Origin of the sequence: Paenarthrobacter sp. A20 (assembly GCF_024168825.1) — a bacterium.
Lineage (GTDB): Bacteria > Actinomycetota > Actinomycetes > Actinomycetales > Micrococcaceae > Arthrobacter.
In genome coordinates, this window is the sequence record NZ_JALJWH010000001.1 from 3,036,599 (window position 1) to 3,048,685 (window position 12,087).

The 12,087-nt window shown below is 58.3% G+C and carries 14 protein-coding genes and 1 tRNA gene; 11 read left to right on the forward strand and 4 right to left on the reverse strand.

What is annotated here, in order from left to right; genetic code table 11:
- Positions 1-50 precede the first annotated feature (50 nt).
- A complete protein-coding gene (gene pyk / locus J3D46_RS14120) occupies positions 51-1,541 on the forward strand; it encodes a pyruvate kinase (protein WP_231338917.1) in 1,491 nt (496 codons plus the stop codon).
- Positions 1,542-1,680: 139 nt separating this feature from the next.
- Here the strand turns inward: pyk and J3D46_RS14125 are convergent, their stop codons facing one another.
- Complete coding sequence (locus J3D46_RS14125; protein ID WP_011774540.1) at positions 1,681-2,286, reverse strand: ANTAR domain-containing response regulator; 606 nt, start codon at positions 2,284-2,286, stop codon at positions 1,681-1,683.
- A 198-nt stretch (positions 2,287-2,484) separates the two neighbouring features.
- On the opposite strand from J3D46_RS14125, the gene J3D46_RS14130 reads away from it, so the two are divergent.
- Both J3D46_RS14130 and J3D46_RS14135 read left to right on the forward strand, forming a co-directional pair.
- Positions 2,485-2,566, forward strand: a tRNA-Leu gene (locus J3D46_RS14130).
- Positions 2,567-2,652: 86 nt separating this feature from the next.
- Positions 2,653-3,783 (forward strand): tyrosine-type recombinase/integrase, encoded by a 1,131-nt coding sequence (locus tag J3D46_RS14135; RefSeq protein WP_253467749.1) that lies wholly within the window; start codon positions 2,653-2,655, stop codon positions 3,781-3,783.
- 22 nt (positions 3,784-3,805) lie between these two features.
- Here the strand turns inward: J3D46_RS14135 and J3D46_RS14140 are convergent, their stop codons facing one another.
- Positions 3,806-4,072 (reverse strand): hypothetical protein, encoded by a 267-nt coding sequence (locus tag J3D46_RS14140; protein ID WP_253467752.1) that lies wholly within the window; start codon positions 4,070-4,072, stop codon positions 3,806-3,808.
- A gap of 804 nt (positions 4,073-4,876) precedes the next feature.
- Here J3D46_RS14140 and J3D46_RS14145 point away from each other — a divergent pair.
- The 6 genes from J3D46_RS14145 (at position 4,877) to J3D46_RS14170 (ending at position 9,776) form a co-directional block, all read left to right on the forward strand.
- Entirely contained in the window at positions 4,877-5,644 is a 768-nt protein-coding gene (locus J3D46_RS14145) for a hypothetical protein (RefSeq protein ID WP_253467755.1), read from the forward strand.
- Entirely contained in the window at positions 5,631-6,140 is a 510-nt protein-coding gene (locus tag J3D46_RS14150) for a type II toxin-antitoxin system VapC family toxin (protein ID WP_308292027.1), read from the forward strand. Before J3D46_RS14145 ends, J3D46_RS14150 begins: the two co-directional genes overlap by 14 nt.
- Positions 6,141-6,621: 481 nt before the next feature.
- The gene (locus tag J3D46_RS14155) at positions 6,622-7,113 is read left to right on the forward strand and encodes a hypothetical protein (protein ID WP_253467761.1); all 492 of its coding nucleotides are present in this window, start codon (positions 6,622-6,624) and stop codon (positions 7,111-7,113) included.
- Complete coding sequence (locus tag J3D46_RS14160; RefSeq protein ID WP_253467764.1) at positions 7,110-8,126, forward strand: hypothetical protein; 1,017 nt, start codon at positions 7,110-7,112, stop codon at positions 8,124-8,126. Before J3D46_RS14155 ends, J3D46_RS14160 begins: the two co-directional genes overlap by 4 nt.
- Complete coding sequence (locus J3D46_RS14165) at positions 8,123-8,581, forward strand: hypothetical protein (RefSeq protein ID WP_253467767.1); 459 nt, start codon at positions 8,123-8,125, stop codon at positions 8,579-8,581. The genes J3D46_RS14160 and J3D46_RS14165 overlap by 4 nt, the downstream gene beginning before the upstream one ends.
- Positions 8,582-8,867: 286 nt before the next feature.
- Positions 8,868-9,776: a S9 family peptidase gene (locus tag J3D46_RS14170; RefSeq protein WP_253467770.1), complete on the forward strand. Its 909-nt coding sequence runs from the start codon at positions 8,868-8,870 to the stop codon at positions 9,774-9,776.
- On the opposite strand, the gene J3D46_RS25160 is transcribed toward J3D46_RS14170, so the two are convergent.
- On the reverse strand, positions 9,745-10,029 hold the full coding sequence (locus J3D46_RS25160; protein ID WP_374110799.1) for an ArsR family transcriptional regulator: 285 nt from the start codon (positions 10,027-10,029) through the stop codon (positions 9,745-9,747). The two genes, J3D46_RS14170 and J3D46_RS25160, sit on opposite strands and share 32 nt — an antisense overlap.
- A 175-nt stretch (positions 10,030-10,204) precedes the next feature.
- Between J3D46_RS25160 and J3D46_RS14175 the strand changes: the two genes are divergently transcribed.
- On the forward strand, positions 10,205-10,711 hold the full coding sequence (locus J3D46_RS14175) for a hypothetical protein (protein WP_253467786.1): 507 nt from the start codon (positions 10,205-10,207) through the stop codon (positions 10,709-10,711).
- Here the strand turns inward: J3D46_RS14175 and J3D46_RS14180 are convergent.
- Complete coding sequence (locus J3D46_RS14180; RefSeq protein ID WP_253467789.1) at positions 10,665-10,988, reverse strand: helix-turn-helix transcriptional regulator; 324 nt, start codon at positions 10,986-10,988, stop codon at positions 10,665-10,667. The genes J3D46_RS14175 and J3D46_RS14180 overlap by 47 nt on opposite strands.
- 182 nt (positions 10,989-11,170) lie before the next feature.
- On the opposite strand from J3D46_RS14180, the gene J3D46_RS14185 reads away from it, so the two are divergent.
- The gene (locus J3D46_RS14185) at positions 11,171-12,070 is read left to right on the forward strand and encodes a sigma factor (RefSeq protein WP_253467792.1); all 900 of its coding nucleotides are present in this window, start codon (positions 11,171-11,173) and stop codon (positions 12,068-12,070) included.
- Positions 12,071-12,087 lie beyond the last annotated feature (17 nt).

Genomic DNA, 12,087 nt, shown 5'->3' on the forward strand with positions numbered 1-12,087 from the left:
GGCAGGAACAATCTTTTACTCAATCAGCATGAACTACTTAGGGTAGGTATATGAGACGCGCGAAAATTGTGGCAACTTTCGGCCCGGCTATCTCCAGCTTCGACAACACCCTCGCGGTGCTGGAGGCCGGCGTCGACGTTGCTCGCATGAACATGAGCCACGGCGACTACTCCGTGCATGACATCACGTACGAAAACGTCCGCAAGGCTGCGGCGCAGTTGGGCAAGCCTGTTGCGATCATGGCCGACCTCCAGGGACCCAAGATCCGTCTTGGCCGTTTTGTTGACGGACCGCACGAGCTGGCCGTAGGCGATACCTTCACCATCACCACCGAAGACGTTCCCGGCACCAAGGACATCTGCTCCACGACGCTCAAGAGCCTCACCGAGGACGTCAACGTAGGCGACGCCCTGTTGATCGACGACGGAAAGGTGGCGCTGCGCGCCATCGAGGTTGACGACGTTAAAGTTGTCACCACCGTGACGGTTGGCGGCAAGGTGTCCAACAACAAGGGCATCAACCTGCCCGGTGTTGCCGTCAACGTCCCCGCCCTGAGCGAAAAGGACGAGGACGACCTCCGTTGGGCCCTCAAGCGCGGCGCCGACCTCATTGCACTCTCGTTCGTGCGCGATGCCTCAGACATCACGCGCGTCCACGAGATCATGGATGAAGAAGGCCGCCGCGTGCCGGTGATTGCCAAGATCGAAAAGCCGCAGGCAGTGGAGCAGCTCCACGAGATCATCGACGCCTTCGACGCCATCATGGTTGCCCGTGGCGACCTCGGCGTCGAACTGCCGCTCGAAGAGGTGCCGATCGTCCAGAAGCGTGCCATTGAACTGGCACGCCGCTGGGCCAAGCCCGTTATCGTGGCAACCCAGGTCCTGGAATCCATGATCGATAACCCGCGCCCGACGCGCGCCGAGGCTTCCGACTGCGCCAACGCAGTTCTCGACGGCGCCGACGCAGTCATGCTCTCCGGTGAAACCTCCGTGGGCCAGTACCCCATCGAGACCGTCAAGGTCATGGCCCGGATCATCGAGTCCACCGAAGTACACGGCCTTGAGCGCGTCCCCCCGCTGGGAACCAAGCCCAAGACCCGTGGTGGCGCCATCACGCGTGCCGCCGTCGAAATCGCCGACCAGCTGGACGCAAAGTACATCTGTACTTTCACCCAGTCCGGTGACTCCGCACGACGCCTCTCGCGCCTGCGCCCGGTCAAGCCTGTCTTCGCTTTCACCCCGGTGGAGCACGTCTGGAACCAGCTCGCCCTCACCTGGGGCATCCAGCCGGTACTGGTCCCCACCGTGGGCCACACCGACGAGATGACCGCACAGGTTGACCGCAGCCTCCTGGACATGAAGCTCGTGGACGAAGGCGACCTCGTGGTCATCGCCGCCGGTTCCCCTCCAGGACAGGCCGGTTCCACGAACTCGCTGAAGGTCCACAAGGTAGGCGACCTCGCCGATACGTCCACTGTTGACGCATCGCGCAAGGAACCCGTTGGCCCGTGGCCTGAAAAGAAGTCCAAGGCCAAGGCTTAGTCCTCCGGTCTTAAGAGAATGCGGGCCCCGCCATGTGGTGGGGTCCGCATTTCTTTTGCTTTCTGGCACGTACGACGGCGGCCACGCACCTCGTGTGAGGTGCGCGGCCGCCGTCGTGCGTTGCTTTTTTGGTCCGGTGCTAGTTGACCTGGTTGATGATGGTTTCGGCAACCTCACGCATGCTGAGGCGACGGTCCATGGAGGTCTTCTGGATCCAACGGAACGCTTCCGGCTCGGTCAGGCCCATCTTGGTGGTCAGGAGGCTCTTGGCGCGCTCTACAAGCTTGCGCGTGGCGAACTGCTCCTGGAGGTCGGACACCTCGTTCTCAAGCGCCTTGATTTCTTCATGGCGGGAAAGGGCGATCTCGATGGCCGGGATGAGGTCCGCGGGGGAGAACGGCTTGACGACGTAAGCCATGGCACCGGCGTCGCGTGCGCGTTCCACCAATTCCTTCTGGCTGAAAGCGGTCAGCAGCACAACAGGTGCAATGCGCGCCTTGACGATCTTCTCAGCCGCCGAGATGCCGTCCATAACGGGCATCTTCACATCCATGAGGACAAGGTCAGGCTTGAGTTCCTCGGCCAGCTGCACAGCTTTCTCGCCGTTGTCTGCCTCGCCGACGACGTCGTACCCCTCGCCCTTCAGAATCTCGATAATGTCCAGGCGGATGAGGGTCTCATCCTCGGCTACGACAACGCGTCGGGCCGGCTGGGCTGTGGACGTGGACTCCGTCTGTTCGGTCACGGGATCTCCTTGAAAAGGTTCGGCGGGTTCATGTCCATCTTAGTGTGGACTCTTTGATGGCTGGTTTTTGTTGCATCAGCGCGCCCGGTTCTTTGAATCAGCCTATCTGCATGTAGAGTAGTTTCGCGTGCTGGGAAAGGATCGCGTTGCTCACAGAAATGAGAGCAGTCAGCGAGATTTAACTTCCCGGTAATCCGCGCCCGAGTGGCGGAATTGGCAGACGCGCTGCACTCAAAATGCAGTATCGAAAGGTGTGTGGGTTCGAGTCCCACCTCGGGCACCGTGTTGTCGCAGGTCAGGGGCCTATATGGCCCCTGACTGTTGACAAAGACCCCAAATCTGTTGACACGGAACTAGCATTTTTATGTGGCTAGTATCCGGAAACGCGTCAAAAAGGACGGCTCTTCGTCCTTCATGGTGGTCTGGCGCGACCCCAAGATCCGGAAGCAGCAGGGCATCACTGTCGACTCCGCGCATGAGGCTGAAACGCTCAAACGACTGCTCGACGCAAACGGTCAATCCTTTGAGATCGCCCAGCAGGCACTTCTGGACAACAGGGCGAAGATACCCACGGTTGGTGAGGTAATTCAGGAGCATATCGACCTCTTGATCCGGCCGTCGAGTGGGACCGTCAAGACGTATCAGACGATGCTTGATCTTCATGTGAAGAAGGTCATCGGGCACGTCCCTGTCGACAAGCTGGATTATCGGATGATCGCCTACTGGGTGAAGTCGATGATGACCAAGGGCCGCTCACCGAAGACGATCAAGAACGTGCACGGCCTGATCTCGGCGTCGATGAACACCGCAGAGATGCTTGGTTACATCACACGCAATCCTTGCCGCGGCGTGCAGCTTCCGAGCGTCGAGAAGGCTGAGGATGAAATGATGTTCCTCACCCATGCGGAGTTCGGACTGATTATGGACGGGATGGGGGAGCGGTACCGCGACTTCACCAACTTCCTGGTGATGACAGGGACGCGGTTTGGCGAAGCGACGGCGCTGACTGTCGCGGACATTGATTTGCTGGGCAAGCCGGCCACGGCCCGCATCAATAAGGCGTGGAAGCGGGACGGGCAGAATCAGTTCTATATCGGGCCGACGAAGACCGGCGCTGGTAAGCGGACCATCGGATTGAACCCTGCGCTGGTTGACCTGCTCATTCCGTTGGTCGCTGGACGCCTTGGTGGCGACCTACTTTTCACGACACCCAAAGGTGAGCGGATTATTCACAAGCTTTACTGGCACCATTACTGGATGCCGGCGGTTAAGGCAGCCCAGGATCGCGGCCTGAGAAAGAATCCCCGAATTCACGATCTACGGCACACCCATGCCTCGTGGTTGATTCAGGATGGTGTCCCAATCTTCACGATCTCGCGTCGGTTGGGTCATGCGTCGACCAGGACAACAGAAGGCGTTTATGGGCACCTCATGCCGGAAGCACTGCAGGCCGGGGCAGATGCCACGGAGCGGTCGGTGTCGGCGTTCATGCGTTGAGCGGCTTGGCTTCTCGTGGTGCCTACGACGCCATGCGGTTGCGGGCTCTAGTCCCAATGAGCCGAGTGTTGGTGTTGCTTCGCCCGCGGACATCAGGTGCCGGGTGGGAGTCGGGCAATATCTCGCTAATCCTGGCGATCTCCGCGATGTGCTCGGACGTAAAGACGATCTTCCCCTTGCCCCAGCAGGCGTGTGGGAAGCGCCCCGCAGCAGCGCCGTCACGAAGCCATCCTTCGCTGCAGCGCATGAGTGCTGCGGCTTCTGCAGGTTCGAAGAATTCCAGATTCATAACTGTCCGTTCACGTTCGCCCAAGATTGCCAATTCATGCGCGGTTCCTACGGCGAGGACATGACTGGTGAGGAGTTTTTCCTAGGAGTTCTGGGGCAATCGGCTCGGAAAGAGAACCTAGCAGCGGCTATGCCTGAAGGTCATGTGTGAGCTAGCGCGTCTATTCGGGGGCCACGTGGCTCAGCAGTAGAGCGAGGAGTCGATAAGGCATCCACGAGTGAGAAAGTCGCTAGGCGCGACGACGAGATCAATCTATTCAGCGCTAGATGTCGTAAGGCCACCGACGACGACCAATCATCCACCGTGTAGGATCGAGCGATCGTAGCGAAGAGCGTGTCCCGACCTTGCTGCAGAATGGGAGGCATGGATCAACTCTGGGGCATTGGTGGGGTTGTTGTTGGCATTTTGGCCACAACTTCCGGTAATTGGTGGAATGAGCGCCAAAAGTTTAAGCGTGAACTCAGTAAGGAGCGAATCGCTCGGGAGCGCGCTGTGAGTGTAAAACTGCTCGATAGCATTGATTCGGAGTTAGCTGCTTTGGGGGCGTTCGAGGATGAGCACGGAGTCTTTCCCGGGGATATGGGTCGAGATCCGTCCGACTCCCCGGCGCGAGTAATGCTGACTGAGGTTTATCTCAACTGTCAGCCACGAGTGCACGCAAGGGCAGTAGCTCTGGTAGACGCCGTGGACGCATGGGCCTGGAGGGGTGGCCCGAAAGAGTCAGTCCAAAAGAGCCGAGTTGAGTTCGTTGAGGTTGTGAGGAAGCAACACTAGTAGCATGTGGCTTATCGGAAAGGGGGCAAGATGGAGCGCGATGAGGTGAGACTTAGGATACTCGGCGCACCCAATGCCATCGACGTACGCGCTCTCCACCGCGCCCTTGGTGGCCTTCTTGACCTGCTCCACGGTTCCACGGACGTTCACTGGTTTATCTCAGACTTGAGAGTCGGCAGCGCTCAAATCCAAATCCGTCCCCCGCGTAAGACGGAGGAGGAATGGGAAACTGCATTCCAAGAAATAACGGAAGGCCTCCGTCATTTGGAGACCGATTGTTCCACGCCAGCCGCATGGGGCGACTCCATGCTCGAAGCCCTTGTCCAAACTGGAAGGTTGTCGAAGTTCGCCGGTGTTGAGGGTGTAGAGGTGACTCTTGGCGAAGGTCGCCCGATCCGGTTGGACCGCGAAATCGTTGCAAATGCCGCGCGTGCGCTTAAGGCGCCAAACAAGTCGCTCGGGTCAGTTGCGGGGAAGATTGACCGCTTCATTAGCCGTAGCGGAAAGAATAACTTTGGCTTGGTGGATCAAAACACGGGCAGGTCCGTTCAAGTGACTTTTACAAAGGCGATGGAATCGCGTGTGGTCGAGGCAATCGGCAAGCAGGTGCTCGCTTGGGGAGCCCTGCGGCGGGACCATACAGGTCGAAAGGTGTCGCTCGCATTGGAAGACTTCGAGGTTGTTCAAGCCGGACGCCGGACGGTGTCTGTTGACGAGATCGTTGGAGCGTTAGGAACGGATTGGACGGATGGTCGCGGTTCAGTGGAATGGGTAAGGGAACAGCGTGACGAGGACTGAACCACGGCGAGCCATAGACACTTGTGTCTTGATCAATGTTATGACGGGTGGTGCGAATGACGATCCATCATGGTTACCTCGGAGCAAGCAAGTCCTTCAATCAGCCGTCCAAGGAAAGTACCAGCTGACACTTTCCGCATTTGTGATCCCCGAACTTGCCGGAAACGGAAGGATTAGAGGCGATCAATTGCCTCGAGACGTTCGGCACGAGCGCGTCACCCGCGCTCGCGATTGGATCAACAATGCTGGATTTATCCTGGTGGAGCTCGATGGGCATATAGCCAACCAAGCTGCAGATCTGGCCATAACGAATCAGCTTAAGGGTGGTGACGCAGTCATCTTGGCTAGCGCGATAAGAGCTAAGGTTGACGTTCTCTACACATGGGATTCGGATCTGCTCAAGCTGAACGGGGAGTTCAGCTTCGAGATAGCACAGCCGCCAACTCCAGGCGACGAAGGCCAACTCGACCTCTTTGGTGCCGCTGCCGCCTCCTAGTCGCTCGTCGCTCGCTATGAGCTGGTCTTGACTCGTGCCGTCTTAACCATTGCGTCAGTAGCCTCGTGAGCCAGTTCGCCCGGCCGAACATTTTCTGCTCGAATCGTCTCTCACGAGAAGCAGCGAAGGGCCGATCATATCGGTCCGTCCGGCGTCAGTTTGTCGTCGCGTTCAATCCAGACCTCAAGTGAATGCTGTGGGTCAGCGTGACCAGTTCGAATTGAACGCTGAAATAGAGTTGGCGAAAGTGATGCCTTACATCTTGCCTAAATTGTCAGAACAGGATGACCACCGCGTAGGACTTCGCCAAGACTCGCAGTGACGACCGTATGGCCATACTCAGTTCGATTTCATCAAGCCCCCGACTCTGGACATGTCCAGAGTCTGGGAGTTCAATGGAACTGAGGGCTTGCGCCGAGCTTAGTCGGCAGTTGCGCGGGCTTGAAACGAACCGAGGCTGAACGCATCACTGGGGATGCTCATGAACAACAACACATATCCCTCAGGACAATCGCCGGCGGAACGCGCCGCGAATGCCTTCGGTTCGTTAGTGCTGCCGACTCACCTGAGTCTGGAACGTCTAGTGAAGGTGGTCGAGGGTGTTCGGCATCGTCCCATACAAATCGAGGCGGCCGGAGCTCTGAACGGTGGCTCTATCTGTGGACTCTGGCTTTCCACGGTCGAGGTCGAAATCATCTTGCACGCCGTCAGTCCGTCAGGTCTGCACAGGCAACAGTTCGTCCTGCACGAACTCGGGCACATGGTCTTGAGGCACGATGAACTAGTCGTGCCAGCAGACTACATCGAAGTCCTCTTCCCGAACCTCCCGGTAGGACTCGTCTCACGCGTACTAGCCCGGAGCAGCTTCACTGACGACCTTGAAGCTGCCGCGGAATCGCTTGCCGATCTACTTGCCGCAGCAATCAGGAACAGTGCGAGGGAACCAAGATCATTCGAGAGGGTTTTCGAATGATTCAGATTGTGGCCGCTGTCCTGATTTGGCTACTCGTCGTTTGCCTCCTGCCTGGAATGCGGCGACGGCGCGATCATAGCGTGCTGACAGCAGCCATCACGATAGCAGTCGCCCTGACGCTGAACATCGATCAGGTCTATCCGGGCGTCGATTCCGTACTGGGTGGTCTTAACTTCGTTGACCTGTTGGCCAATGTCTCTATGGTCATTGGGATCTACTTTCTCTCGCGGGCAATCGTTCGGGCGGCGACGCCAGACGAGACGGTCGAGAAACGAGACACTCTTGGCTTGATTCTTTTGACCGTGGTGATCGTGGGCCTTGCAGCCAGCTTCAGTGCCATCGTCACCCACGGTAGTTCCACTCGCTTCATGGTGGAATACGGTGACCAGTGGTCTGCTGCCGTCTACTCATCCATCCAGTTCATATACATCGGTTACGTGGTTAGCGTTACCGGAGTTACCTGTTTCCGGTTTCGTGGCGACATGTCGAGGCCCTACTTCCGCGCGGCATTTACGAGCATCGGGGTTGGCTGTAGCTTTGCCGTCCTCCTTGTATTGCTGGTGCTCGTCATGGACATCCTGCATTTGCAAGGGCGCCTGGACGCTATGCGTGCGGTCTCACCTATTTATGATGCGGCGGTCATTGCTGCCATGGCGTTCCTCTGTGTAGGTCTGGCCATCCCGCCCGTCGCGCGTCGAGTCCTACGCCATAGGGAATCCGTGACTGAGGAGGAATTGGTCAGTGGCCTCTCGAAAATCTGGGAAAAGACCACAAAGAAACGGCAAGACGTTCGGCTCGTGCGAGACACCGCAGTGACCAGCCAACAGGACGAAGCCCAAAAGCTCCATAGAATGCTTGTTGAAGTACAGGATGCACTGCTAGTCGAGCCCAGTTTGGGCAGCTCTTTGGACATCCATGACCTCAATGTTTTGAACGCTGTTGAGAGCTATCTGGCAGGACCTTTAGGGCGCCAAGTTCCAGTTCGTAGACGGAAGGGGGAGCGAGCGATATGAAGGACGATGCCAGTTTGTCCGATACCCCCCAGACCAGATTGGCGCGAAAGCTCAACCTTCTCTTGGATCTATTTGAGGCGGAAGGATCGGAGGCATTGACCTACCCCGAAATCAATCGGCATATGAGCGAGCGGGGAACTCCACTTTCCCGCTCCCGCTGGGCCTACATGCGAAGCGGGGATAGCTCTCTGGCAAATGATCCCTCGCTGCTCCGTAACCTTGCAGAGTTCTTCGGCGTGGACCGTGATTACCTCCTGGATGATTCAGGGGAGATACCGAAGCTCGTCGACGCTCAGCTGGAACTTCTTCGTACCCTGCGTGAGTCACGTGTGCGGAACTTCGCTGCTCGTCAGTTGCAGGGGATCTCTCCGGAAACTCTTGTGAGGCTCCGCCACGTGATAGACGAACGCAAAAGGGCCCCGAGGGTGGACGATGCCGACAGCAAACAGTCGTAGGGCTCTAGAGGTAGGAGTTCTTGCTGCATCCGGGGCTTTGCTGGCAGGCGTGGCCGGTGCAGCGTACTTCGCTCGTCAAGTTGTAGTGCCGAAATACAGACGTCGTGAGGATTTGGCGGTTCGGACCGTGCACACCAATGGAGACGGATCCCTGGAAATCGAACTTCCCTACACGGAACAAACGAGAGCGCCGGGACGATACAGCTTTTGGTTTGAGCAGGGGGCAGGCCACGCATGCCTCGGCCCGGTCGTTGAGTCCCATCCCGAACGAGGCACAGTAATCCGGGTGGTTGAGCGAGTTGACTCAGGGGACCTCAAACAAGCTACGGCAGGTATCTGGAGTGGGTACGTTTACTCGAAACCGGAGCAACTTGGTGTGCCGTATGAAGGCGTTGAGATTCCGGTCCCGAATGGTGTCGCCCCTGCGTGGAGGTTCGATCCGCCCGCCAGTGTCGAAGCATCCGGTGTCTGGGCCATCCACGTCCACGGAATGGGTGGCAGGAGGGCAGGCACTCTGCGAGGCATACCCATCGCGAGGCGTTTGGGACTGACTTCGCTGGTTGTCTCGTTCCGCAACGACGGCGACGCCCCGCCGTCGTACGATGGCCGCTATAGCCTCGGTCAAGGCGAGTGGCGCGACGTCGATGCCGGCATCAACTACGCCATTTCCAATGGTGCTGAACGTATCGTCCTTTTTGGGTGGTCACTGGGCGCTTCCATCGCCCTTCAAGTAGCGGCCCTGTCGCCGAATTCTTCGCGAGTAGCCGGGATGGTTCTCGACGCGCCAGTCTTCGACTGGCGAACGACCCTGGCAGCGAACGCCAAGGCGGCCGGACTTCCTCGGCCACTTGTGCACCTGGGCTTCACCATTCTTCGATCCAAGGCCCTCCGGTGGGTGACCGGCCTTGCTGAACCGATATGTCTCGATTCCCTGGATTGGCTGGCGCGAGCAACTGAATTGAACAAACCGGTCCTCGTACTCCATGGAGAGAAGGACGACACAACGCCCTTCGCAGCATCCAAGAAAGCTGCCAGTCTGAGGTCGAACCTAGTCAGATTGGTGGAGTTTGAAGCTGAGGGCCACTCTCTGGAGTGGAATTTCGACCCTGAAAAGTGGGAGCGATCGGTCGAGGAGTGGTTCTACGGTCTCCCGCGGGCCGGCGCTAGTCCTGAACAAGCGGCGGCGCAGTCGTAGGAGATATTTGCACTGAGTACTGGTTCGCTAGGCCGACGAGCTGGCACTCGACGAGTGAGGCGTGAGCAGAGTAACGCTCGTCGGCCAAAGCCCGAACGTAACCAGCCGACTCAAGGACAAGGAGATGACGCCGGACCGTTGCTCGAGAAGCTTGAAGTCCCGACGCCAAAATGCCGGGGGATGATGGCCCGCTTCTGATGAGAAAGCGAAGGATCTGGCTCCGTGTTCGGTTCATCAAGATGGATGTCGACATTCAAACCACGGCTCACGATTGTGGAGGCTGCTGCTGTAGACGGGTCTACAGCATCAGCATACGCCTCATGTAGGCAGCGGACTAGATTCAAGGTGGGGTTGATTGTTTAGTCACTGCGCTCGCGGAATACTGATGGCAACGCAGCAGTATTTCTATTGGAACGAGGCAGTGGAGCATGCCGGCAAAAGACGCTAGCCGCAACGGCGAGTTGTCACCACAGGCGACCCTTGCCCGCCGGCTAAACCTGCTGCTCGACGTCGTTGTAGCCGAGAGGGGTTCGCCCGTCACTTTCAGGGAGATTGAGGCCGGACTCCGGTCTCGAGGAATCAAGATCTCTCGAGCAAGATGGTTCTACATGAAGGATGGAACAGGCCGCCTGGTCAGCGATCCGCAGCTGCTTGCCGCTATCTGCGAGATGTTCGACGTCGATCCCTCCTATTTGCTGAACGGCGTCGAAGGCGACGTTCCCGAACGCATCGACTCGCAGTTGGAGTTTGTGAAGTCTCTAAGGGCAGCCCGGGTGAAGTCATTCGCTGCTAGGACGCTTGGGGACGTCTCGCCGGAGACACTTCGCGCAATCTCCGAGTATCTGAACAAAGACATCGACTTGCACCCGAACGGGGAGCGTGCCGCGGCTACTCCTCCAAGACATACCGGAGATGGGCGTCCAGCAACTCCTTGATGCGGGCAGGATTGGCCGAGTAGCGGGGCGAGCGGCCGTGACGCCGCCCAGCCTCCACATCGACCTCAATGGCGCCGACCTGTTCTAGTGCGATGAGGTGTTTGGCCACGCTGGGCTCGCCGGCGCTGACGGCAGCGACGATGTCCCCTCTGGACGCAGGACCACTTGCCGTCAGGAACCTCAGAATTTCATTCCGTGAGCGGTTCCCGAACGTCGCCACGGCGTCTTCAACGTCAGGCGACCAGGCGTCGTCGTGAGGGTGCGTGATCCGTGGCATGGCTCCATTCTTGCTGAACAACATGCAAAAAGTAAGAACTTGGGTCTTGACGATACTTTAATTACCTTTGACAATAGTTTTGAGAAGCTTGTGTTGTGGTCGGTGTCGTTACTGCCACGTCGAGTCGCCACATCTGGTGACCCTGGAGATATTCGAATCCGTTAGTCGAAGCGGTGAGAGCCATGAGCCTGGAACACCTGACGGGCAATGCTGAAATAGAGAACTCAACCCCATCCCCTGTGGATATTTCGCTGCTGAGTCCGGTGGCACCGACGCAGACTGTACCCGTCGACCAAATGATGGGAGCGGTCGAAGGCGTGCGCCGGTACGTCATCTCGCACCTGGCTCGAATCGGCCGCTCGTGCGATGTGGACGATGTCATGCAAGACATCAGGATGGCTGTCTGGGACGGGGTGGCACGCGGAAACTACCGACAGATCCCTGGAGTTCCGTTCGAGGCCTGGGTGCAAGGCGTCACCGGGAATGTCTGCGCAGCGCACGTCCGCAAGGAACTCGGCCACAAGACGCTGCCGCTGCTTTTCGATCCCGGCAACGGTGAGGGCTCGGAAGTTCTCCAGCAGCTAACAGTGCTGGTCGTGACCCGTGATTACCGCGATGCCGAGGAGATCATCGATCAAGAATGGGCGCATATGGTTCTTGGGTTGACTCGGGCCGCTGTGTCAGCTCCGGTATGGCGCCTCGCTGTGAGCAGCCTTACCGAGCCGCGACGATACGCCCCTCCATCGCCGCAAGACCGTCGCCGCTGGAATGCCGTCACCGCGGTTCGGCAGACTGCAAAGACAATTAGCCAAGCGTTGGATGTAGACCCTGAGGCTGTGCATGACATGCATGGTCTGTGTCGGCACGCCGTTGGTTGTCTGCCGAGTCCGCTGCTGCGGGGAGTGGCCGAAGCAATCGTTCTGCCCGAACATCACGGCGTCGAACGGCAGGTTGCCATAGCCGCGGTTGCCGAGGAGTTCAAAGTCAGTGATCGGTATGTGGCGGTTCAAATCGGCACTGCGCGTCGCCTCTATCAAGCGGCATGGCGCGTCATTCGCAGTTCCATGTCTTCGGCTGTTTGAGTCATGTTGCTCATTGG